Annotated in this window: 28 protein-coding genes and 1 pseudogene; 12 read left to right on the top strand and 17 right to left on the bottom strand. The window is 29.7% G+C overall.

Annotated features, from left to right (window positions below; genetic code table 11):
* Window position 1: 1 nt before the first annotated feature.
* The 10 genes from pepD to HUU89_RS03690 all read right to left on the bottom strand — a co-directional run bounded on the left by pepD (window position 2) and on the right by HUU89_RS03690 (window position 10825).
* On the bottom strand, window positions 2-1414 hold the full coding sequence (pepD, locus tag HUU89_RS03735) for a beta-Ala-His dipeptidase (protein ID WP_175301030.1): 1413 nt from the start codon (window positions 1412-1414) through the stop codon (window positions 2-4).
* 10 nt (window positions 1415-1424) lie between these two features.
* Window positions 1425-2762 (bottom strand): MATE family efflux transporter, encoded by a 1338-nt coding sequence (locus tag HUU89_RS03730; RefSeq protein ID WP_317992319.1) that lies wholly within the window; start codon window positions 2760-2762, stop codon window positions 1425-1427.
* Window positions 2763-2827: 65 nt separating this feature from the next.
* On the bottom strand, window positions 2828-3112 hold the full coding sequence (locus HUU89_RS03725) for a hypothetical protein (protein WP_175301028.1): 285 nt from the start codon (window positions 3110-3112) through the stop codon (window positions 2828-2830).
* Entirely contained in the window at window positions 3109-3909 is an 801-nt protein-coding gene (locus HUU89_RS03720) for an HAD family hydrolase (protein WP_175301027.1), read from the bottom strand. Before HUU89_RS03720 ends, HUU89_RS03725 begins: the two co-directional genes overlap by 4 nt.
* Window positions 3902-5275, bottom strand: coding sequence for a UDP-N-acetylmuramoyl-L-alanyl-D-glutamate--2,6-diaminopimelate ligase (locus HUU89_RS03715; RefSeq protein ID WP_175301026.1), 1374 nt, complete (start codon window positions 5273-5275; stop codon window positions 3902-3904). Before HUU89_RS03715 ends, HUU89_RS03720 begins: the two co-directional genes overlap by 8 nt.
* A gap of 10 nt (window positions 5276-5285) precedes the next feature.
* Window positions 5286-6146, bottom strand: a complete 861-nt coding sequence (locus tag HUU89_RS03710; protein WP_052010897.1) for a diacylglycerol/lipid kinase family protein — start codon at window positions 6144-6146, stop codon at window positions 5286-5288.
* Between the two features lie 55 nt (window positions 6147-6201).
* Window positions 6202-6381 carry a hypothetical protein gene (locus tag HUU89_RS03705; RefSeq protein ID WP_175301025.1) on the bottom strand — a complete coding sequence of 60 codons (180 nt, stop codon included), beginning with the start codon at window positions 6379-6381 and terminating at the stop codon, window positions 6202-6204.
* Window positions 6382-6487: 106 nt separating this feature from the next.
* Entirely contained in the window at window positions 6488-7381 is an 894-nt protein-coding gene (locus tag HUU89_RS03700; protein WP_175301024.1) for a haloacid dehalogenase-like hydrolase, read from the bottom strand.
* 57 nt (window positions 7382-7438) lie between these two features.
* Complete coding sequence (locus tag HUU89_RS03695; RefSeq protein WP_147579604.1) at window positions 7439-9190, bottom strand: ABC-F family ATP-binding cassette domain-containing protein; 1752 nt, start codon at window positions 9188-9190, stop codon at window positions 7439-7441.
* Window positions 9191-9235: 45 nt separating this feature from the next.
* On the bottom strand, window positions 9236-10825 hold the full coding sequence (locus HUU89_RS03690; RefSeq protein ID WP_175301023.1) for a vWA domain-containing protein: 1590 nt from the start codon (window positions 10823-10825) through the stop codon (window positions 9236-9238).
* Window positions 10826-11039: 214 nt separating this feature from the next.
* On the opposite strand from HUU89_RS03690, the gene HUU89_RS03685 reads away from it, so the two are divergent.
* Genes HUU89_RS03685 through dnaK form a run of 4 tightly spaced genes read left to right on the top strand, consistent with a single transcriptional unit; the run spans window position 11040 to window position 14661 of the window.
* Window positions 11040-11432, top strand: coding sequence for a hypothetical protein (locus tag HUU89_RS03685; protein WP_052010899.1), 393 nt, complete (start codon window positions 11040-11042; stop codon window positions 11430-11432).
* A gap of 2 nt (window positions 11433-11434) precedes the next feature.
* Window positions 11435-12268 carry a DUF5685 family protein gene (locus tag HUU89_RS03680; protein ID WP_032090400.1) on the top strand — a complete coding sequence of 278 codons (834 nt, stop codon included), beginning with the start codon at window positions 11435-11437 and terminating at the stop codon, window positions 12266-12268.
* Window positions 12265-12888: a J domain-containing protein gene (locus HUU89_RS03675; RefSeq protein ID WP_175301022.1), complete on the top strand. Its 624-nt coding sequence runs from the start codon at window positions 12265-12267 to the stop codon at window positions 12886-12888. The genes HUU89_RS03680 and HUU89_RS03675 overlap by 4 nt, the downstream gene beginning before the upstream one ends.
* Window positions 12889-12900: 12 nt before the next feature.
* Entirely contained in the window at window positions 12901-14661 is a 1761-nt protein-coding gene (gene dnaK / locus HUU89_RS03670; protein WP_147579601.1) for a molecular chaperone DnaK, read from the top strand.
* Here dnaK and HUU89_RS03665 read toward each other — a convergent pair.
* The 5 genes from HUU89_RS03665 to HUU89_RS03645 all read right to left on the bottom strand — a co-directional run bounded on the left by HUU89_RS03665 (window position 14635) and on the right by HUU89_RS03645 (window position 17970).
* A complete protein-coding gene (locus tag HUU89_RS03665) occupies window positions 14635-15387 on the bottom strand; it encodes a hypothetical protein (RefSeq protein WP_175301021.1) in 753 nt (250 codons plus the stop codon). The genes dnaK and HUU89_RS03665 overlap by 27 nt on opposite strands.
* A complete protein-coding gene (locus tag HUU89_RS03660; RefSeq protein ID WP_175301020.1) occupies window positions 15377-15934 on the bottom strand; it encodes a hypothetical protein in 558 nt (185 codons plus the stop codon). Before HUU89_RS03660 ends, HUU89_RS03665 begins: the two co-directional genes overlap by 11 nt.
* Entirely contained in the window at window positions 15927-16463 is a 537-nt protein-coding gene (locus HUU89_RS03655) for a prolyl-tRNA synthetase associated domain-containing protein (protein ID WP_175301019.1), read from the bottom strand. Before HUU89_RS03655 ends, HUU89_RS03660 begins: the two co-directional genes overlap by 8 nt.
* Window positions 16464-17054 (bottom strand): GNAT family N-acetyltransferase, encoded by a 591-nt coding sequence (locus HUU89_RS03650; RefSeq protein ID WP_032090405.1) that lies wholly within the window; start codon window positions 17052-17054, stop codon window positions 16464-16466.
* Between the two features lie 64 nt (window positions 17055-17118).
* Window positions 17119-17970, bottom strand: coding sequence for a YitT family protein (locus HUU89_RS03645; RefSeq protein ID WP_175301018.1), 852 nt, complete (start codon window positions 17968-17970; stop codon window positions 17119-17121).
* An 85-nt stretch (window positions 17971-18055) separates the two neighbouring features.
* Here HUU89_RS03645 and HUU89_RS03640 point away from each other — a divergent pair, with 85 nt between their 5' ends.
* From HUU89_RS03640 to HUU89_RS03630, 3 genes are all read left to right on the top strand, one after another.
* Entirely contained in the window at window positions 18056-18706 is a 651-nt protein-coding gene (locus HUU89_RS03640; protein ID WP_175301017.1) for a Crp/Fnr family transcriptional regulator, read from the top strand.
* 48 nt (window positions 18707-18754) lie between these two features.
* The gene (locus HUU89_RS03635; protein WP_175301016.1) at window positions 18755-19393 is read left to right on the top strand and encodes a ribonuclease HIII; all 639 of its coding nucleotides are present in this window, start codon (window positions 18755-18757) and stop codon (window positions 19391-19393) included.
* A gap of 77 nt (window positions 19394-19470) precedes the next feature.
* On the top strand, window positions 19471-20331 hold the full coding sequence (locus tag HUU89_RS03630) for a Cof-type HAD-IIB family hydrolase (protein WP_032090408.1): 861 nt from the start codon (window positions 19471-19473) through the stop codon (window positions 20329-20331).
* A 5-nt stretch (window positions 20332-20336) separates the two neighbouring features.
* Here HUU89_RS03630 and HUU89_RS03625 read toward each other — a convergent pair whose 3' ends face one another.
* Entirely contained in the window at window positions 20337-20885 is a 549-nt protein-coding gene (locus HUU89_RS03625) for a D-glycero-alpha-D-manno-heptose-1,7-bisphosphate 7-phosphatase (protein ID WP_217498417.1), read from the bottom strand.
* Between the two features lie 102 nt (window positions 20886-20987).
* On the opposite strand from HUU89_RS03625, the gene HUU89_RS03620 reads away from it, so the two are divergent.
* The 5 genes and pseudogenes from HUU89_RS03620 to HUU89_RS15415 all read left to right on the top strand — a co-directional run.
* Window positions 20988-21173 (top strand): hypothetical protein, encoded by a 186-nt coding sequence (locus tag HUU89_RS03620; RefSeq protein WP_032090409.1) that lies wholly within the window; start codon window positions 20988-20990, stop codon window positions 21171-21173.
* 96 nt (window positions 21174-21269) lie between these two features.
* Window positions 21270-21662 (top strand): IS200/IS605 family transposase, encoded by a 393-nt coding sequence (tnpA, locus tag HUU89_RS03615; protein WP_217498416.1) that lies wholly within the window; start codon window positions 21270-21272, stop codon window positions 21660-21662.
* A 9-nt stretch (window positions 21663-21671) separates the two neighbouring features.
* The gene (locus tag HUU89_RS14670) at window positions 21672-22094 is read left to right on the top strand and encodes a hypothetical protein (RefSeq protein ID WP_217498415.1); all 423 of its coding nucleotides are present in this window, start codon (window positions 21672-21674) and stop codon (window positions 22092-22094) included.
* Window positions 22052-22753 (top strand): transposase, encoded by a 702-nt coding sequence (locus HUU89_RS14665; RefSeq protein WP_254697691.1) that lies wholly within the window; start codon window positions 22052-22054, stop codon window positions 22751-22753. Before HUU89_RS14670 ends, HUU89_RS14665 begins: the two co-directional genes overlap by 43 nt.
* Before the next feature lie 139 nt (window positions 22754-22892).
* Window positions 22893-22961: pseudogene (locus HUU89_RS15415) on the top strand (IS3 family transposase); the annotation flags it as partial.
* Window positions 22962-23014: 53 nt separating this feature from the next.
* Here the strand turns inward: HUU89_RS15415 and HUU89_RS03605 are convergent.
* Window positions 23015-23560 (bottom strand): transcription repressor NadR, encoded by a 546-nt coding sequence (locus tag HUU89_RS03605; RefSeq protein WP_032090410.1) that lies wholly within the window; start codon window positions 23558-23560, stop codon window positions 23015-23017.
* Between the last annotated feature and the right edge of the window lie 6 nt (window positions 23561-23566).

Here is a 23566-nt window from a genome sequence, read left to right as displayed (position 1 = left end):
CTTATAATCTCTCTAAAAAATGAATTAATCTTTGATAACATTTATAAAATGAATTCATATTTAATCTTTCATCAGGAGTATGAATATCAAACATATCTGGACCTAAAGTAATAATATCTAAATCTTGAAGTGCCCCTTTGAAAATACCTGTTTCAAGACCACTATGTGTTCCTTCTTCTTTTAAAGTGATTCCTTCTGTTTCTTTAACAAAATCAACATATTGTTTTCTAAGTTTTGAACCTTCATCGTAATTCCATCCTGGATAGTTATTATCTAAAACATATTTTGCCTTAAACATTGAAGCAATTAAACTCAATTTGTTTGATAATTCATCTTTAGCTGATTCCATTGGTGAACGAATTGAAAAATAAATATTGAATTTTTCATTCATTTCCACTACACCCATATTTAAAGAAATATTGGTAAGATCCATTTTTAAAGATTTATGCATAAAACCATTAGGCATTAAATACATCATTGAAATAATATCTTGGCTTTCTTTAACTGAAATCACTTCATTTAAAGAATCTACTTTTTCTAAACGAACAAATATATGTTTATCACTTTCTTTTAATTCTTCTTTTAAATCATTTTCTACTTTTAAAACAACTTCTTTGATTTTTTTAAAATCATCATTTGAAGCAAAGACACTGACACATTCTCTAGGAATCGCATTATCTTTTAAACCACCTTTAAAACTTCCTAATAAAAATTCAATATTATTTAAAGAAAGATGATAATAGACACGTGTCATAATCACATTAGCGTTTCCTCTTTCTAAATGAATAACGCCTCCTGAATGTCCACCTTGTAAGCCACCCACATAAAGTTGATAACAAGGTGATTCGTTTTTTAGATAAGAAAGTCCTTTTTCAACAACAGCTCTTCTTCCTCCAGAACAGCTTACAGTAATAATTTTTTCTTTCCCTCTATCAAGTCCAATCATCTTTTTCGCTTTTAAAATACTTTTATCAAGACCCATTGCTCCATTAAGTCCTACTTCTTCTTGAACGGTAAAAACACATTCTAAAGCTGGATGTTTTAAGCTTTCATCATCTAGTAAAGCAAGCATATAACCAACACCAACACCATCATCCGCTCCTAATGTTGTTTTATTGGCATGTAAAAAACCATCTTCTTCAATAAGTTCAATAGAATCTTTTGAAAAATCATGATCACTATCATTATTTTTTTCACAGACCATATCCATATGTCCTTCTAACATGACTGTTTCATGATCTTCATAGCCTTTTGTTGCTTCTTTAAAAAGCACGATATTATGCATTTTGTCCCTTACATATTTTATATTTCTTTCTTTTGCAAAGTTTTCCACATAATCACAAATTGCTTTTTCATTGTAAGATCCTCTTGGAATCTTTGAAATTTCTCTAAAATAATATTCTACTTTTTCCATATATATTCCCCTATACTAATGTTCTATTCATCCATTTATTGGATCTATATCTAATCATAAAACAAATTGACCTAAAAATCCAGTCAACAATCATAGCCCACCAAACACCAATGACACCCATGTGTAAATACAAAGCAAAAACATAGCTTAAAGCAAAACGGAAAGTCCACATTGAAAATGTAGAAACGATCATTGTAAAAGTTGCATCATTGGCTGCACGTAAGGCATTTGGGAAAGAAAATGCCATTGGCCAAACAAAGAAATCAAAAATGCAGTGAAGAGAGACCATGGAAACCGCTAAATTAGCAGTATCTTGTGGTAAAGCATAAAATCTTAAAATATATCTAACCCCAACAAGTAAAATACCAGCCGATATAATCGTAGAAATATAAGCAATAATCATCAGTTTTTTCGTATAATATTTAGCTTGCTGATAATCATTAGCCCCAATACATTGGCCTACAACTGTTAAAATAGCAAGTCCTAAAGCCATTCCTGGAACAACGGCAATAGACGTTAAACTAAAGGCAACAGCATGTGCTGCAATGGCAGCTGTTCCAAAAGTTGAAACAAGTCGTTGAACAAGGATTTTCCCCATTTGAAACATTCCATTTTCTAAACCATTTGGAATACCAATTTTTAAGATTCTTTTGACAGTTGAAAAATCAAACTTATATTTTAAATACGTATCAATATGTACAATATGTTCTTTATTTAATAACATATATAAAATAATAAATGAACAGAACATTCTTGAAAGTAAAGTAGCAATTGCTGCTCCTTTGACTGACATATTTAAAATAAAAATAAAGAAGTAGTTTAAAACGATATTTCCAATATTCATATAAAATGAATTTGTCATAGCCACTTTACTATTTCCCATTGATCTAAATAAAGCAGCCCCACCGTTAAATAAACCAATAAAAGGATAAGATAAGGCTGAAAAGAAAAAATAAGTTCTTGCATAAGCCATCACATCACTTTCAATATGTCCAAAAATCAAATTCAATAAATTCCCATTGAAAATCATACATAAAACCATAATAACAAGCGATAAACTTAAAATGGTAAATAAGAGCTGTTTGGCACTATGGCAAGCCATCTTTTCATCTTTTTTACCAATATATTGCGAACAAACAACAGCTCCTCCTGTAGCTAGTGCCGAAAAGATATTGATAATCAACACATTTAACCCATCGACAATACTCACTCCTGAAACTGCACTTTGCCCGCATTGGGAAACCATCATCGTATCAAAAATCCCAATTGTCAATGCTAATACCTGTTCAATAATTAAAGGTATTATCAATTTTTTTAAATCTCTATTACTAAATAACAAAATAATCACTTCCTCGCATTTATTATATACCTCTTATTTATTCTCGTTTTATGCTTTCAAAAAATGAAAAAAATCTAATGCATGTTGCGATCTCGCCAACAATCATTAGATCTAGAACTTCCATCATTATAAATAATATAAGGAACTGCCCTTCTTCTTTCATAGCCTTCTTCATTTTTTAATAAATCTTGAATAATTGAAAGACGTTTGTTCCCGTCTTTACAATAATATTGACCATCAATAATATTAACTTTAATAGGAAAAGATAAACCTATTCTCTTTATGGAATCATACATTGACTGAGGATAAGGACAATACTCAAAACTTATTTCTTGAAAATTTATTTTTCTAATTCTCATTTAATATTACATTCCTTTTCAAAGAAATCTGCAATACCATCTTCAGCCACTGTTAAAGTCACTGTAGAAGCATGTTTTTTAACTTCATCATCCGCATTACCCATCACAACAGAAGTTCCTACAAGATGAAACATTTCAATATCATTTTCACCATCACCAAAAGCATAAGTATTTTCTCTTGGAATATTTAATTTTTGATATAAATACTCACACGCTGTTCCTTTTGTGTAACCTTGAGGATGTACATCCATACGAATATGTCCTGTATCATAAGCATTGATGGACCATTCTTTTGGTAACATATCTAAGGCTTCATGTAAGTCTTTTGCATTATAGAAAAGCGCTGTTACTGTATTGGCTTTAATATCTTGAAAACGCCAATCATCATTATACTCTTCAGGTAATTTATCTGTCCCATTATAAAGCCTTAAATGTTTTTTGATGAGTTCTCCATCTACATCACTGAAATAACTTGTCGCTCTTTCACTGATAATATATTGACCATTGGTTGCTTCATAAACACTATTTTGTAAGTTTAAATCTTTCACACTAAAAACGTTATTTAATAAAACTTCTTGATGAAATTCAATATAGCCTCCATCACAACCAATAAAGCCATCAAAAGGAATTTCGTCTAAACATTCTGGTTTAACCCCTCTTGCACTCGCTACAACAATATAGTTTCCTTGTTTTTGAAATTCTTTTAAAGCATGAATTGTTTTATCTGTTGGTTTTAATAATTGATGAGGAACATTGATCATCGTTCCATCCACATCAAAAAATGCAATTTTAGTCATGTATATGCTCCCTTATATATTTTTCTACTTCTTCTTGATCAGAAAAATGAATCTTTTCTGTTCCAATAATTTGATAATCTTCATGACCTTTTCCTAAAATCATTAAGATATCGTTTTCTTTTAATAAACTCATTCCTTTAGCAATCGCTAGATGACGGTCATTGATGACTTCATAATCACCACTAACACCTACTAAAATATCATTAATGATTTTTTGAGAGTCTTCTGTTCGTGGATTATCATCTGTAATAATGACATGATCACTATGTTTACAGGCAATTTCCCCCATGATTGGTCGTTTTGTCGTATCACGATCTCCCCCACAACCAATAATCGTAATAATTCTTCCTTTTTTAAATTCTTGAGCACTTTCTAAAACATTTAAAGTGGCATCAGGGGTATGGGCATAATCTACAAAGATACCATTTGTACCATAAACGATTAACTCCATTCTTCCTTTAGGTGCTTTGAGTTTTGTATTTAAGGCTAAAATAGCATCAATTTCATATCCTAATTCATGAATTAAAAGCATCGCTGTAAGATAGTTATAAACATTGTATCTTCCTACCATTTGAATATGTGTTTGATACTCTTTTTCTTGATATTTAAAAGTAAAAGTTGTCCCTAAATGAGAAAATTCAATATTTTGAATTAACACATCCCCTTTTGTATCTGAAATAAGAAGGTTATGATTTCCTTCCAGTTCAAAGTGAGAAGCATGTGGATCATCTCCATTTATGACTGCAATTTTATTTCCTCTTGTCTTTTTAAATAAGAGTTGTTTAGCATTCGCATAGTTTTCTAATGTTTTATGAAAATCTAAATGGTCTTGTGTTAAGTTTGTAAAAGCCACTTCATCAAACTCTAAGCCATGAATTCGATCTTTCGCAAGCGCATGAGAAGAAACTTCCATCACTAATACTTTACACCCCGCATCTTTTGCTTTAATAAAATAATCATAAAGTACATCTACATCAGGTGTGGTATTAACCATTTTAATAAAGTTCCCACAATAATAAAAACCAATTGTTCCCATATAAGCACAAGGAATATCAAGCATCGTCATCATTTGATACATCATATAACCAATCGTTGTTTTACCATTTGTACCTGTAACCCCTATTAATTTCATATCTTTGAAATAAGGATAATAATGTTTGTACAAATAATCTTTTAAATATGCTCTTGTATCTTCAACAACAACAGTTTCAACATCATAGTTTCCTTCTTCTACAATGACTTTCGTTGCTCCATTTTTAATAGCTTGAGGAATGTAATCATGACCATCACGATTAACATTTCTAATCGCAATAAAAGTATCTCCTGGTTTTACTTTACGTGAATCTGTTTTTAAATCTATTTCCATAGTAATCTCCTTAATAAACTAATTGAATTTTTTTATGTAAACATTTTAAGTGATATGTTCCTGGTTCATATTTTTCACCATCAATATTAACATATTGATTGGTTTTGACCCAAACATCATCTTCTTTAAAATGTTGAAATTTTTTTGTTTTATGTAATGTATTGGTGATCAGTCCTTTTAAATAATATGGTAATTCTTTTTTAGATATTTCTGGTACCACCGATATATCAATCATACCATCTTCTAAAGATGAATAATAACCAGCTTGATAGCCACCCCCAAAATAATGACCATTACAAAAGGTACAAATCAAAACATTACCTTGATAAATATCTTTATTATATGTATAAATATCGGTTGGATAAAATTTTAAATGAAAAATCTTATTTAAAATCGTTAAACTATATTGCATAATTCTTGGAAATAAGGTTGTCTTACGATTTGTATTCACTAGATTTCCAACATCAGCATCTAAACCACAACAAAAGACATTGATACAATATAAATCTTCTTTGCATTGAATCACATCAATTGCTTTGGCTTGCTTATTTAATGACTCTTTAAAAATCTTTATCGCATCTAAATTTTTGTAGATGCTTCTAGCAAAATCATTACCTGTTCCTTGCGGAATGACAACGAGTTCATGAAAAGATCCTACCATGCCATTGACCACCTTATGAACAAAACCATCGCCACCTATCGCATATAAACGACAAACTTCCTTTTCATCTTGATAAGATAAGGCTATCTTTCTTGCATCATCTAAATCTTTGGTATAGCGTAATTCATAACGTTTTCCTTGCATCATTGTTACTATACAATTAATCAAACTTTTAGAAGTATCTGGTTTTAATATAAAGATATGTTTCATGTTTATCACCTTATCCATTATAACATAAAAGAGAGTGCAATTAACACTCTCCATCTTATCTTCTTTTCTTATTCTTTCTATAAAGACAACAAATAATAAAAGCAATAATTAAAATAGCTACAACAATAGCTTTATTAAAAACTTCAATCGGTTCAAAAAAAACACCGATACTTCCTGATAAAAAAATCATCCCTAATAAACACATTATAAATACAATAATAAGAGCCTTTTTCATAATAACCTCCATATAAAAACGATAGATCTATGATTAATGTATCATAAATCAACCGTTCTTTCATTATCTATAACTTAAATGACATCTTTCAAACATAAGTGACATTCTATCTATTAATTGATGAAGCAATTTTATGATAAGTATGTCTTTTACCACGAATCGCAATTGATAATGCCATAATATTTTCAGGTAAGGCAATACCACAGAATCCTGCATCTCCAATATGTTGAATATCAATTCCACATCTTTTATTTAATAAAGCAATTTCACGAATTGTTCCTTCATCTGCACCTTCTTGGCTTGTACCAATCGCACTTAATGATAAAGCCCCATGAGCTTTAATATAACGACAAGCTTTTGTCACTTCTTGTTCAGATAAACCTGGAACTGTATTAACTGCTGGCATTAAAATAACATCTGCCCCTGCTTCAATGAACTCTTTAATACTTTCCATATCAACGATTGGTTCATCAATTCCTGCAGCATGCATTTTCCCTGCAATAATTAATCCTTTAAAATATTTTTTAGCTTCTTTGATTGCTTCGCAAATTGAATGATTTGAAACTCCAACTCCTGGATTTCCTGTTAAACAAATAAAGTTAAAACCTAATTCTTGAGCTTTAATATAAGTTTCTTTTCTTGCTTGTCTACCTGTAGAAATCACACGTCTTTCTTCCATTAATTCAGCTTCTAAATCAACTGGTTCTAGATTACATCCAATTGGACGACCAACGATTTCTTTTAATTTTTCTACAGGATTATCACATTCTGGTAACCCTTTGATTTCTGGGTTATTACAATCAAAACAATTTAATAAAACCATGTCACTTCCAAATGAAACAGCAAGTTCAGCATTTGTAAGATCTCCTAATAAAGGTTCAATCGCAACAACTGTTTCTGTCATCACAGTTCTTCCTTCACTAGCAAGAATAGCTTGTTTTAATTCTTGTCCATCCATTTTCAACATTTCACTACTTGTACAACTTAATAATCTTTTCATTTCTTAAAACCTTCCTTTTCATGTCTCTATTATCCTATATGTATATACAAGAGTCAATTATTGATTATCTATTTGTTCTTGTAATTCTAATAAATAAAGATATCTTTCATTTTTCTCATCAATTTGTTTTTGCAAGTCATCTCTTTGTTTTGAAAGTTCATCAATTTCTTTAAAATTAGTAACACCATTCATCTTTTCTTCAATTTGACTTAAATTTGTTTCTAAATCCATAATGACATCTTCAATTTCTTCAAATTCTTTCTTTTCCATATAAGTCATTTTGATTTTCTTTTGTTTACTTTGTTTATAAGCTAAAGCCCCTTGACTCTTTTCTTTTTCTTCTTTAGTTGTAGTATCAAGATTTTGACTATAACCCCCATTAACATATCTTAAATGTTGATTTTGTAAGATAAATAAACCATCACAAATACGATCCAAGAAATATCGATCATGACTAACAGTCATAATAATACCTTCAAAATCATCTAAATAATCTTCTAAAATATTAAGAGTATCAATATCTAAATCATTTGTCGGTTCATCTAAGACAAGAACATTAGGCATCATCATTAATACACGCAACAAATAAAGTCTTCTTCTTTCACCACCAGAAAGTCGAGAAATTGGTGTATGTTGTAACCTAGCATCAAATAAAAATCTTTCTAACATATCTTTAGCAGATAATCCTTGACCATCTACTTTAAAGTCATTGGAGATTTCTTGAATATAATCAATGACCTTCTTATTCATTGGAAGATCATCATATCCTTGTTTAAAATAACCAAAACGAACAGTCTCGCCAATTTCTACATAACCCGTATCACTCTTTAAATTTCCTGTAATAATATTTAATAAAGTTGATTTCCCTGTTCCATTATCTCCTAATATCCCAATACGATCATGTTGTTTAAACATATATGAAAATTCATCAAAGAGTTTCTTTTGTTCAAAACTTTTAGAAATTTCATGAAGTTCGATTGTCTTTTTACCAAGACGAGAGAACGTATGAATCATTTCTACTTTTCCATTGACTTCTACATCTTTAACTTTTGATAATTCTTCAAATCTTTGAAGACGATCTTTACTTTTAGTTGTACGTGCTTGTACACCAGCACGTACCCATTCTAATTCTTTTTTTAAAAAAAGTTTTCTTTTTCTTTGACTAGAAAGTTGTGTTTCTAAACGAACTTGTTTAAGCTCAAGATATTTTGAATAATTCGCTTCATATTTATAAATTTGACCATGATCTATTTCAATAATACGATTAACAACTCTTTCTAAAAAATAACGATCATGTGTCACCATTAATAAGCCTTTAGACCATTTAATTAAGAATTTTTCTAAATATTCAATCATCCCATTATCTAAATGGTTTGTTGGTTCATCTAAAATAAGTAAATCACAAGGTTTAATTAAAGCAATTGCTAAAGCAACTCTCTTAAGTTGACCTCCTGAAAGTTCTTTAATCTTTTGTGTTTCATCTATAATACCAAACTTACCTAACTGTGCTTTAATTTCATAATCATGAATTTCTTTAGAATCTAATTGTTTATAAACAGTTTCCATAATGCTATCATTTTCATTATAAAGTGGCGTTTGTGGTAAATAATTAATACGGATATCTTTTTGATAACTTATTTTACCTTGATATTCTTCTATTCCCGCAATTATTTTTAATAATGTGGATTTCCCTGTCCCATTAACTCCTAAGATTCCTACTTTATCTTTATCTTCTATATGTAATTCTATATGATCTAAAATACACTTTTCTCCATTATATTTTGTTAAATCTGTCATTGACACTAACATTTTCATCACCCACGCTATCATACCACAAACAAAAACAAAACGCGACTACTCGCGTCTTGTCTTGTAATGTTTTATTAATAAAAGAAGAAGTGTTGAAATTGATAATCCCAATAATGCATACCAAAATTCTTGTTTTGTATCATCTCCCGTAGCAACAGGACTTGTCGTTACAGGTGTTGACTTTTTAACTTCCGTTTTAATTGTTTCACTTGGCTTTTCAGGTTCATTAACATTAGTTTCTATTACTTTGTATGAAACTGTTGGGAACAAAAATTCTTCAGGTTCTAATTCTTTAGAAAAACTATCAATAGGATGTAAAATAGCTTGCGTATTTGTTTTTAATCCTTCTTTAAAAAGATGACCATCTTCATCGTATTCCCCATATTCTCCTGCTTTTTTTTGAGGATTTATAAGTTGTAAAGTATAAACAAGTTGAACATGTTCGAATTGACTCACAGATACATTCATTTTCCAAATAAAATGTTCCTTTTCTTCAGGATAATAGAATAATTCATAAGCATAACCATTTTCTTGATGATTAAAACCATAATGATTTTCTTCGATGAATTCTGGAACATATTTGTGATTTCCAACCATCATATAAAATTGTTTTACATCTGTTATAAAGTCAAAATCATAATCATTTCCATAATTGTCTTTTCCTTTACCCATAAAGTCTTCTACATAAGTTCCTTGATCCAATAAATAATAAATATCATTTTGAATATCTTTAAAAGAAATTTCTTGTCCTTTAGATAAATAATTCATAAAAGATGTTGCCCATGGATAATTACTATATCCATTAGCAAGCATTGAATAACAATGATATCCTTCATCTTTCATTGCTTGGTAAGTAGAAACAGTATAATAAAGAGCTTTATCAACAGAATTTAACCCTTCTTTAGATTCTTCTAGAGGCATTATATTTGTTGGAGCCTCACCATAAAGATAATCATACTGATCTCCTTGAATGGCTAATTTTTCTTTTACATCTGTTAAATAATTATCCCAATCAGGAAGATCTTCTTGACCATATTTTAAATTCCAATTATCAGGTCCTGGCCAACTTGCAACAATGCCATCATTTTCAAACGACCAAGCTGTAACCGTTGCTTTTTGATTATACATATAAGTAATACCATCACTAACAAAGACCATATACTTACGTTTAGCTGCTACCTCTTGATCTTGATCCAATAGTTCTTTTCCTGCTAATAATCCTGCATGACAATTCGTTCCAGATGTTATTTCTTTAAAAATCGCCTTTTTGATATCATCCAAATCATTTTCTAGATCAAACCATCCAAAAACATTTGCCTCTTTATTAAAAATAACAATCCCGACTTTTACTTTAGCATTTGTTTGTGAAATTTGTGTTTGTAAATTTTCCAACATATCTAAAGTTTGATTTTCAATTTGTGTACTTGTTGATTTATCTAAAACAAAAACAACATCTGAAACAAGTTTTTCACTTTTAGCAGGAAGCGAAAGTGTCACCTGGCTTCGATAATTTTCATCAAGTTGTGTGGCTGTTTTTGATTTAGAAATATCCCAATTGATGTCACTTGCTTTAACAGGAACTTGCATAAAAAATAAACTTACAAAAACTGTTAAAAGACATATTAATTTTTTCATTTTTTTCTCCTTTCCATCTCTACAATAAAAAGAAAAAAATACAAATCATGTCGATTGATTGCCTTTTTAAATAATTATTAAAAATATTTTTACAAGCTATGCCCTATCTTGTAAGAAGATGTCAAAGACTTTCAATTTATCGTATTTTTTAGAGTTCATGTTCAATACATAATTCAAGCATATAATCACCTCATCAATGTAAGGAGAGATGTTTATGAAAGAAAAATTAATTCAATTCATGCAAGGAAGATATGGAATAGATACTTTAAATAATCATGCATTATTTTTTGTCATCGCTTTATTTATCCTTAATATATTCTTTAATAATAGAATCATTATGTCACTTGGATATCTTATTTGGCTTTTAGTTATCTATCGTATGTTTTCTAGACAAACATATAAACGTTATCAAGAAAATGAAAAATACTTAAAAGCAATTAAACCTGTTCAACAATTTTTTAATCTTCAAAAGAAAAGATTTTCTGATCGTAGTCATAAATACTACCGTTGTCCCTCTTGTAAACAAATGGTAAGACTTCCTAAAGGAAAAGGAAAAATTATTGTGACTTGTCCAAGTTGTCATCAAAAATTTGAAAAGAGAACTTAATTATGTTTGGCTATGTCGTTATTAATAAACCAGAATTAAAAATTAAAGATTATGATAAATATCAAGAATATTATTGTGGTTTATGTCAATCTTTAAAACAAAATCATGGTCGCCGTGGTCAATTGACTTTAAATTATGATTTAAACTTTGTAGGAATTTTGCTTTCTAGTCTGTATGAACCGACAGATAAACAATATTTAATTCGTTGCCCATTACATCCTTTTCATAAAAAGAGTGTACGTACTAATCAATATATGGATTATGTCAGTGATATGAATATTGTTTTAACGTACTATAAATTAGAAGACGATGTTTTAGATGAAAATTCTTTAAAAAGTAAAACTTTTAAACAACTTTTAAAAAAAGAATTTAATAGAATTAAAAAGAAATATCCTGATAAAGTAGAAAAAATTAAAGAACATTTAGACCAAATTCATTATCTAGAAAAATCACATTGTTTAGATTTAGATGAAGTTGCTGGTCATTTTGGTCATATCATGGCAAGTATTTGTGTTTATCAAGAAGATGTTTTTAAAGATGATCTTTATCAAATGGGATTTTATTTAGGAAAATTTATTTATTTGATTGATGCTTTTGAAGATGTAGAAGAAGATATCAAAAAACAAACTTATAATCCTTTTAAAAATAAATTTAAAGAAGAACACTTTCAAGAATATTGTTTTAATATTTTAGAAATGATGATTTCTAGAAGCAGTTTTTATTTTGAAAAGCTTCCTTTGATTGAAAATGTTGAACTTTTACGAAATATTATCTATAGTGGTATTTGGACAAAATTTGAACTGATTAAAAAGAAAAGAATGGAGGAAAAATCATGAATCCTTATCAAATACTAGGAATTTCCCCTAGTGCCAGTGATGATGAAATCAAAAAAGCTTATCGTACACTTTCTAAAAAATATCATCCTGACGCTAATATTGGAAACCCTCATCAAGCAGAATACACTGAAAAATTTAAAGAAGTCCAAAATGCATATAAAACCATTATGGATGAAAGAAAAAAAGGTTTTAAACAACAAAGTTATGGTAGTCAAACAACCGGCGGCTATCAGTATCATGGAAATGACCAAGAAGCTTATCAAGAAGCTAGTGGTTTTATTCAAGGTGGACGTTATCAAGAAGCTTTAAATGTTTTAAATCAAATTCAAAATAAAACAGGTATGTGGTTTTATTTAGCTGCTTTAGCTGAAAATAGTTTAGGAAATAATATTCGTGCACAGGAATATGCTCAAACAGCTGTTCAAATGGAACCCATGAATATGCAATATATTTTATTATTAAATCAATTACAAGGAAATACAAGACAATATCGTCAAACCAGTCAACAATACGGTAATCCAGCAAGTATGATGAATTGTTGTTATTCGATTATGCTTTTAAATTGTATGATGTCATGTTGTTGTGGTGGCGGATATCATTACCCTATTTTATGTTGTTAGAAGGAGAAAATTATGGCAAAGGTTATTGGAATTGACTTAGGAACAACAAATAGTTGTATGGCTTTTTATGAAAATGGAAAAGCTAAAATTATTGAAAATAAAGAAAACCAAAAGACAACACCAAGTATTGTTGCTTTTGATAAAGATGGAAAGAAACTTGTTGGAGAACTGGCTAAACGTCAACAATCAATGAATCCAAAACGTACGATTTCATCTATTAAAAGAGAAATGGGACAAAATTATCATGTAGAAATTGATGGAAAACAACTTTCTCCACAGCTTATTTCTTCAATGATCTTACAAAAATTAAAAAATGATGCCGAAGCTTACTTACAAGAAGAAGTCAACCAAGCGGTTATTACTGTTCCAGCATATTTTAATGATGCCCAAAGGCAAGCAACAAAAGATGCTGGAAAAATTGCGGGATTAGAAGTTTTAAGAATCATTAATGAACCAACCGCTGCAGCACTGGCTTATGGGCTTGAAAATGCTTATGGGCAAAAAGTGATGGTTTTTGATTTAGGTGGTGGAACTTTTGATGTTTCGATTATTGAAATTGGTAGTGGTGTAATCGAAGTTTTATCAACAGCTGGTGATAATCATTTAGGTGGGGATGATTTTAATAAAGCTATCTGTGATTTTATTTTAGAAAGCTTTTTAAAACAAGAAGGTATTGATTTAAGAAAAGATACCGTCGCTTATAGTCGCGTTTTAGAAGCCAGTGAACAAGCTAAAATCGAACTTTCAAGTCAATCAAGTACCCTCATTAATTTGCCTTTTATTTATCAAGATACAAACGGACCTAAAAACTTAGAAATCACACTTACAAGACAAAAATTCAATGAACTTACAAAAGGACTTATTGACCGTCTTGTTTTACCAATGCAAACAGCTTTAAATGATGCCAGACTTACACCACAGGATCTCAATAAAATTATCTTAGTTGGTGGATCCTCTCGTATTTTAGCGGTTCAAGAAAAAGTAAAAGAAATTACGAACATGGAACCAAGTAAATCATTAAATCCAGATGAATGTGTGGCTTTGGGTGCTGCGATTCAAGCTGGAAAATTAAGTGGTGAAATGGTTTTATATGGTGAAGAGAATGATGTTCTTTTATTAGATGTCACTCCTTTAACACTTTCTATTGAAACAGTTGGTGGTGTCGCTACACCTTTAATTCCAAGAAATACAACGGTTCCAACCAGTCATAGTCAAGTCTTTACGACATCAGCCAACTTTCAAACACAAGTAGAAATCAATGTTTTACAAGGTGAAAGACCACTCGCAAAAGATAATCAATCTTTAGGAAAATTTAAACTAAAAAAAATCAAACGTGCGATGCGCGGTGTTCCACAAATCGAAGTTACTTTTGATATTGATAGTAACGGAATCGTTCATGTTTCTGCCAAAGACCTTGCCTCTGGAAACAGTCAAAGTATGACGATTGAAGGCTCTTCTAAAATGTCTGATAGTGATATTGAAGAAGCAATTAGACAAGCTAAGATGTATGAAAGCCAAGACCAAGTGACAAAAGATAATATGCTTTTAAAAAATGAAGTAGAAACTCTCATTATCAATGTTCAAAATGGTCTTGCCTCACATAAAAAAGAAATGGATAAAGCATTAAGAAAACAAATTAAAGCAGAACTTTCTTCTTTAATGAAAATGACAAGAAAATTCAATTATGAAACAGCTTCATCCAAAGAAATACAAAAAATAAAAGATTCTAAAAATCATTTAGAATCTCTAGCTCAAAATATCATCGGGAGATAAATGATCTCTCGATATTTTTTTGACAATTTCATCATGTCTTACAAATCCATATGTTGCGACAATCAAAGAGCCGCCTAAATCAAGCATTAAATCTTTCATCGTATCTTTTAATGCTTCATGCCCTTTTAAAGGAATATCATTTTTAGAAACAAGTGTTCCCTTTGTTGAAGCCATATATTGTTGGGAATTTGTATGAAAAATCCCATCACAACTATATTCTAAAATTTCCCAAAACGCTCCAATTCCTAAAGAGAAAACCACTAAAAATAAGCATGTAAAATATTTATTCATATAAATAAATTTGCTTTTTTCTGCCATCATAATATGTATAAACCATAAAGCTACAAAAGATAGAATAATTCCCGAATGGAAATGTAAAAAAGAATCCCACCATGGATATTTTCCATAAAAATCAAGTCCATCTCCTAAAACTAAAGCATTAAACGCAAAAAGTGCAATCACAATATAAAGTGCTAAAGGAACATTGATCTTAAACCATTTCTTTAAAAATTTAGGTGCTGCTAAAACAAGCAACATTGCACTAAACTGTAGAATACGAAAAATCATAGTTGTCACATATTTTATGTAAACATCACCAATATGATGGCGATAAGCTAAAATAAAGATTGTCCATCCCACATGATAAATCAGTAATAAAATTGTTAAAACAAATAATATTTTTTTAATAAATAATAGCCTTTTCTCTGTTAATTTTCTATTTTTCATAAAGAATATAATCCCACCCTTTCATCATCCTTTGTTCACTTTGAAAAAAATGATTGCCTACATTCTTTTCAAAGAAACATTGATTCTCTTTTTGATAAATCTCATATGTCTCTAAAGTATTTTTTAACACATTTTTCATTAAAACATTTCTCGTTTTATGTTCTTTACTTCCTAAACTCAAATATATTTTCTTATGATAAATGGGATGTTCTTTTAAATAATCCAACCATCCTTCTTTCCATAAAGAACCCGATACACTAATTGCTCCATCTAAATCTAATTCATGCATCGCATAAAGACTAAAAAGCCCTGCAAGTGAATAACCACTAATATAACATTTTAAAGAAAGATTCTTTTGTTTAATTGTGTCAATTGTATAGAATAATGCTTTTCCTGTTTTTGATTCAAAAGAAAGTTCATCTTGCCAATCATTAATTTCAATAACCTCTAAAAAATACGAACTCTTTTGAAAGTAAGTTTTTGCCTTTTCTACAAATTCATCTTGTCCTTTCATGACAAGATAAATGATGATTCCTTTTTTATTCATCATCAACCTCTACAAAGATAGGTTCATGATGAAGAGCCGGTATAATTTTTTCAAATACATCTTTCATTTTTATTTTTAAACTCCTTGTATTAATACAAGGATGACATCCTAAGTAATCATCTTCTAATAAATCTTTATCCATCAATAATTGAACATGATGTTCATGATCATTCATTAAACCTAAAACACTCACTGAACCAGGTGTAATATCTAAATATTCCAACATTTTTTCATCACTTCCAAAGGATAGACGTGAACTGTTGATTTGTTTTGAAATCACTTTTGTTTTGAATTTTTTATGTCCTTTCAACATTAGTAAATAATATTGACTTTTATTTGAATTAACTAAAAATAAATTCTTACAAATTGTTGATTTTAAATTTTTTTCTATTTCTAAACACACTTCCATGGTATTTGCTTCTTGATGATCAAGGCGTTGATAGTCAATGTTTAATTGATCGAGTAAATCATAAACTCTTTCTTCTTTATCTATTCTTTTATCTTGTGGTCTCCCTGTTACTAATTCCATTTAATCTACCTCATTTAAATTCACTTGATCTTTGATTTCATTAAATTGAATCATTGGTAATTGATTTTCATGATGTTCCCCTATAAACTTTTCCATCCATACCATATTATACCAACGTTTAAATTTATACCCACATTGATGAAATTCTCCTACCATTTGATATCCTAAATGATGATGATAATCAATACTATTGGTATCTAAATATTCATCATTTTGAATTGGTGAAGAAATACATGCATTTAAATTCGTAATATTTTGTGCTTTTAAAGCTTTTTCCAAAGCTTGATAAAGTCTTTTCCCTACCCCACATTTTCTTAAAGTATGATCTACATAAATCGATGTTTCTACACACCAATCATAAGCCGCTCTAACATTAAAAGTACCAGCATAAGCATAGCCGACAATTTGATCATCCACCTTAGCTACTAAATATGGATATTTTTCCATGACATGTACCATTCTTTGTTGAAATTCTTCGACAGCTGGTACTTCATATTCAAAAGTAATCGCTGTCTTTTCAACATAATAACAATAGATTTCTACTAGTCTTGCAGCATCTTCTAATTTTGCATACCTGATCTCTATTTTCATAACTCATTCCCCCGTTTGTCTTATTATCTACCAAATTAAAAAAGATGTCCATAAAAATGAACACCTAAGATAAAACTTCTCGCATTTCTTTAGAATATGTAAAACCATTTCCACTAACTTCTTCTACATGAGAAACAATAATAAATGCTTTTTCATCAATTTCTTTAATTTTATCTTTTAAATCAGGAAGTTTACGATAAGGTAAAATCGTTAAAACAACTTCTGTTTCATTTCCATAAAAACCACTTTTACCATCTAATAAAGTCACACCTGCGTCCATATCATTTAAAATCATTGTTTTCATACGTTCAATTTCTTTAGACATTACAAGAACTTGGACACATCCTTTACCTGATGATAATAAATAATTCATCATATAGGCTGTAATTAAAATTGTCATGATTCCATAAATGATTTCAGGAGCACTATGGAATGAAATTTGTAGAACAAGAATTGCTGCATCAATCCCATTAACAAGCAAAGTCACAGGTATTTTAAAATATTTTTCAACAATAAGTGCTAAAATATCAAATCCTCCTGTAGATCCTCCCGCTTTTAATACAAGACCAATTCCTAGTCCTAATAAAAATCCTCCTAAAATACAAATTAATAATTGATCATTTAATAAACCATGTAAATAAGGTTGTTGATTAAAGAATTCTAATAAAATAGGAAATAAGAATGTTGAAACCAATGTTTTCATCGCAAATGCTTTTCCTAAAAAACAAAATCCAATGATAAATAAAGCAATATTAATAATTCCTACACAAAGGGAAACAGAAATTCCTGTATAAAAATGAAAAACTGTACTAATACCAGAAACCCCTCCTACCACAATGGAATTATCTAAAATCAAAGTACTAATAGCAAAAGCCATTAAAACATTACCAATAATAATTTGAATAATTTTTTTCATATCTCTCACCTCGGGATATATCCTAACAATTTTTCTTTTTTAAGAATGTAACATATGTTACAATTTAAACAAGTAGGTGAAAAAAATGAAAATTAATGACGAACTCTTTGATTATTTTAAACAAGCTGGTACCATTAAACACTATCAAAAAAATGATATTATTTATATGCAAGATGACCATGCTGATGAATTATGTCTGGTTTTAAAAGGTCGCGTACGGGTTTACCATATTACTAAAAATGGTGATGAAATTAATTACGATGTTTTAGATAAAGGACGTATTTTTGGTGAATCTTCACTTTATGAAAATGCTTATCGACCAACAACCGTTTCGGCTATTAATGATGTTGAAATTATTACTTGTCATCTTGAAGATCTTTATCCTTATTTATCATCTTCACTTGATCTGACGATTACTCTACTTAAGATTTTTAATGATAACTGCAATCATTTAACTCAGCTTTTAAAATGGGCACAAACTTATGACCGATTTGAAAAAGTAGCTGCTTTTTTATATGAATTAAGTGCTACAAACAATATTGAAAAAAATTTACTTTTTGGAGATATTCCCTATACTCATCAAGAAATTGCGGATTCACTTGCCATTTCAAGAGTAACTGTTACAAAGGTTTTAAATCAATTTAAAGATGAGGGTTTGATTTCAATTGAATATGGTCATATCAAAGTTTTAAAACGAGATAAACTCTACGAGCAATATTTATCAACACTAGTTTAAACAAAAATAAGTTATGTTATAATAAGATATAAAGAGGAGGAATTTATAATGGAAAGTCATGTAGGATGTTATGAAACAGGTTCACTTGATTTCTTTGGACCATTATGTGTCGTTGCCTGTTATGTTGATCAAAAAGATGAAAAAGAACTGAATGAACTTGGACTAGATAAAGAAATGTCATCGAGCGATATTGAAAAAATTGGTAAGATATTAAAAGATAAACTCACCTATAGTTTACTTTTGCTTGATAATAGTCATTACAATCAATATGTAAAAGAAGGTCAAAAACTTTCATGTATTAAAGCAAAACTTTATAATCAAGCGATGATCAATGTTATTCAACGTATTGAACACCCTATTTCTAAAGTAACGATTGATGCTTTTTTAGCACCTAAAAAATATTATCGTTATTTAAAAAGCAAAATCGTTGTTGTTCGTCATATTGAATTTAAAAAAGAAGAAATGTCTTTAGCGATGAAATGTGCGCATATTCTTTCTCAGTATGCTTATCTTCAATATTATCAAAACATGTGTCAATCATTAAATACAACACTTCCTCGTGGTTTTAACATTCTCGCAAATGATGTTGGAACTTCTTTAGTACAAGAACATGGAAAAGACATTTTATGGAAAGTTTCTAAAACAAATTTTCCAAACTACAAACAGATCTTAGAGAGAGTTGAATAAACTCTTTTTTCTTATTAAGTAAAAAAATAAAATGATGCTTTATTTTTTATATAATAAGATTATCGGAGGAAAGAGAAATGATTAAAATGATTGTCAGTGATGTTGATGGAACTTTATTATCTCATGGTTACATCAATCCTAAATGTATTGAAAGTATAAAAAAAGCACAAGCGAAAGGCATTGAATTTGTTGTGGCTTCAGGGAGAGATTATTATGGCGTGACAAGTGTTTTAGACCCTTTAGGTATAAAATGTTCGGCCATTTTAGGAAATGGTGCTCAATATTGTAATAAAGAAGGAAAAGCCATCATGGATTGTTATTTAGATAAAGAAATGCTTAAAGAAATTCTTCCTGTCTTTATTGAAAATAATACACCGTATATGATTTTTACCACAAATGGTTTTTATAGTACTTTAAAACCTGATTACGTAAGAGATCGTTTTGCTTATCGCGGTAGTGTCCGTTTTGGAAATAAAATGGAAGATTTTTTACCAGGAGGTCCAATGAGTGATTCTCCTGCCTGTCAAATTCAACAATTTGATTCGATTGATGAATTCATAAAAAAAGATTTAGACATCATCAAAGTAGAAGCTTTTTCACATGATGAATCTGAAATACAAAAGGTCCTTCCTTATTTTAAAGATATGAAAAAGATTGCGTATTTATCTTCATATCCTGATAATGTTGAAATCACAAATGAAAATGCGCAAAAAGGACTTATTTTAGAAAAAGTAATTGACCTATTAAACATCAAAAAAGAAGAAGTTATTGTTTTAGGAGATGGTATGAATGATATTACTCTCTTTGAACGTTTCCCTTATTCTTTTGCGCCAAACAACGCTGAAAAAGTTATTCAAGAAAAAGCTTATAAAGTTGTTTCAAGTTGTAAAGATGGAGCTGTTAGTGAAGCTATTGAATATGCTTTAGAAAACTTATAAAAGATTCATTTATTTTGAATCTTTTTTATTTGTTTGGAAATTTCTAAAATACTACGATAACTTTTAACATTATCACCATTATAATTTATTCCATAAAAAGTTAAATTAAAATGTTTTGCTAGTAAATAATCAACTTGACTATCCCCTATATAGATAGAGTTATTCATATCAATTAAAAAATCTTTTTTAGCTTGTTCTATCATCCCAGGTTTTGGCTTTTTACAGTGACAATGATCTTTTTCATTATGCGGACAAAAGTAGATTTTTAGAATATCTATATTTTCTTCTTTTAATTTTTTTAGAAATTTTCCTGTAAACTGTTGATAATCATTCAATGAAATAATTCCATCATTAATAAGATATTGATTTGTTATAATGATAAAACCATATCCCATCTCTTTTAATCTCTTAAGTCCTTCTATTGAACCTTCTAAAAATTCAGGTTCTTTAATTTCTCTCCATTTTTCATCTGGATAATCTTTAATAAGAGTCCCATCTCTATCCAAAAAAGCAATTTTTAAATAGGATGGCTTCATTTTAACCTTTTGATTCATACTTTACCTCCAAAGCTTCTATTTCTAAAATTTTATCATTTATTTTTACTAAAAAGAAGAAAACTTCTCAAAAAAAGACAATATATATAGGGAGGAATCTATATGAACAAAAATAGAGAAAATTTTATAAAATATTCAAATGATTTATATTTTCATCATTTGCTTGTAGAAAATGAAAGAATTAGAACCCTTATTTGTCAAGAACTCGTTTCAGACAGGAAAATTATTTCTATTAAATTAAAGAAAGCAATTGAAGAATATATTAAATATTACCAAATGTTGCCGTAAAGCTCTCGGCTTTAGCTGTGGAGATATAAGGCAACTTTTTTAAGATTTTATTAATAAATCATATCGTCAGATAACTTTTGATAGTATAATATTCCCATGAAATACAAATCGAATAATAATGTGATCTATTCCTGTAAATATCATGTTGTATTCTGTCCAAAATATCGACGTCCCGTTCTTGTAGACGGTGTGGATGATCGCTTAAAGGAGTTGATTAAAGAAACCTGTGATCAATTGAATGTCGAAATCATTGAAATGGAAATCATGCCCAATCATGTACATTTGCTTATGGAAGTAGATCCACAATATGGTATTCACAAAGCAGTTAAAAAAATCAAGGGTTACTCTTCCAGAGTGTTGAGGCAGGAATTTCCTTGGTTGAAATCAAGAATCCCAACACTATGGACCAATAGTTATTTTGTATCTACAGTAGGTGGTGCACCCCTTTCTGTAATCAAGCAGTATATTGAAGATCAAAAAAACGTTTAGGTGATATCTATGCAATTAACAGAAACAGTCAAGCTTTATCCAAATAAATATCAGACAGAATTAATCAAGGCAACGATGTCAGAATATATTTCTACAGTCAACAAGCTTGTTTTTGATGCAATCAATGGAAGAGCTATTACAAAAATAACAACAGCAGATGTAAATGCTATTCTTCCAAGTGCCTTATGCAATCAATGTATTCGAGATGCCAAGTCCATCATAAGAAAATATAATAAGGCTTTAAGAAATTCAAATACTAAAGTAAGACTTCCTGTTTTGAAAAAAATGTGTTGTTATATCAACAATCAAAATTTTAGAATCAGTGATGACTGTATACGCTTTCCAGTAATCATCAATGGAAAGTCAAAACGTATATCAGTCAAAAAAAAATGTCAGAAAGACAGAAATCAATTTTTTCATCCAGTAAATTAGGAACGATGCGCATTGTTGTAAAAGGACATGATCTAGTAGCACAGATCGTCTATGATGCCAAAGAAGATGCTGCTTCTTCAAATAATAATGTCATGGGTGTTGATCTTGGAATCAAATGTCCTGCTGTAAGCTATTGTCCAGATGGAAGTGTCAAGTTTTATGGAAATGGTAGAAAAAACAAATATATAAGAAGACACTACAATAATCTTAGAAAAAGATTTCAAAAAGCTAAGAAGCCAAAGGCGGTTGTCAAAATCAACAACAAAGAACAACGTATCATGAAAGATATAGATCATAAGCTAAGTCGTGAAATCGTAAATACAGCAAAAACTCATGACGTATCCGTAATCAAATTAGAACGACTTCAAAACATACGTTCTACGACAAGAACAAGTCGAAAAAACAATCATAGTCTGCATACATGGTCATTCTATAGACTTGCACAGTTTATAGAATACAAAGCAAAACTTGCAGGCATAAAAGTTGAGTATGTAGATCCAGCATATACAAGTCAGATCTGTCCGATATGTGGAAGTGTTCATCATGCAAATGACAGAAATTATACGTGCAGATGTGGATTTCATACACATAGGGATTTATTGGGAGCAATAAATATATGCAACTCAACTGAGTATATTGGTAACAGATATACTGCCTAGAGAACTATAGGTTCTGCCCTAGGAAGGGCAATGGCATACCTCTAACTTGCACTGCGACCTATCAGAAATGAACTGGTCAGCCAACAATGTTGGCAGGTAGCAAGAATCCCCTGTCTTTAGACATGGGGAGTGTCAAAATGAGAAAAGAATCAATGTAAAAAGAAAAGGATTGAGTCCATTAGCTTATAGACAACAATCCCTATCTTAAATTTTATAGTCCAACTATTTCAGTGCACTACACAACTATTGACGCTTTTTATTTTATTTATCTTTCCAAAAATCAACAGGTTCATATTCTTGTAACTGTGCAAGAAATCCAGCTTTTTGAAGTTCTTCTTGAATTTCATCGAGAATTTCTTCATTGTCTGCATGAACTGTATGATAATGATATCCTGATGTGACATTTTTTAGTAAGCTTGAATGTCCTGTTTGTAGATTTGTCATATAATTTTTAATATCTCTTCTTGAGGCAATATTTAATGTTGCTTTTACAATATTATAAACTTTATGATAAACAAAGACATCTTCAACATAACCACCTAAGTCAACAATTAAAGAAAGTTCTTTTTCTACTTCATTATCATCATGATGTACCTTAAAAATACGTTTACAAACTTTTTGTGTATTTAAAACATATCCTTTATGTGTTGAATAAATATCATAATCACCAGCACGAAGTAAAGCAATGTCTTGAACAATGACTTGTCGACTTACTTGGAGGGTTTTCGCTAAATATGTTCCTGATACAGGTTGTAAACTGTTTTTTAAAATATCAATAATGGCTTGTCTTCTTTTATTTCCATCCATAACTCG

It is taken from the genome of Faecalibacillus sp. H12 (assembly GCF_013361255.1).
GTDB lineage: Bacteria > Bacillota_I > Bacilli_A > Erysipelotrichales > Coprobacillaceae > Faecalibacillus > Faecalibacillus intestinalis.
The sequence above is the reverse complement of the archived record's forward strand: the minus strand, read 5'-3'. Positions and strand labels throughout refer to the sequence as shown.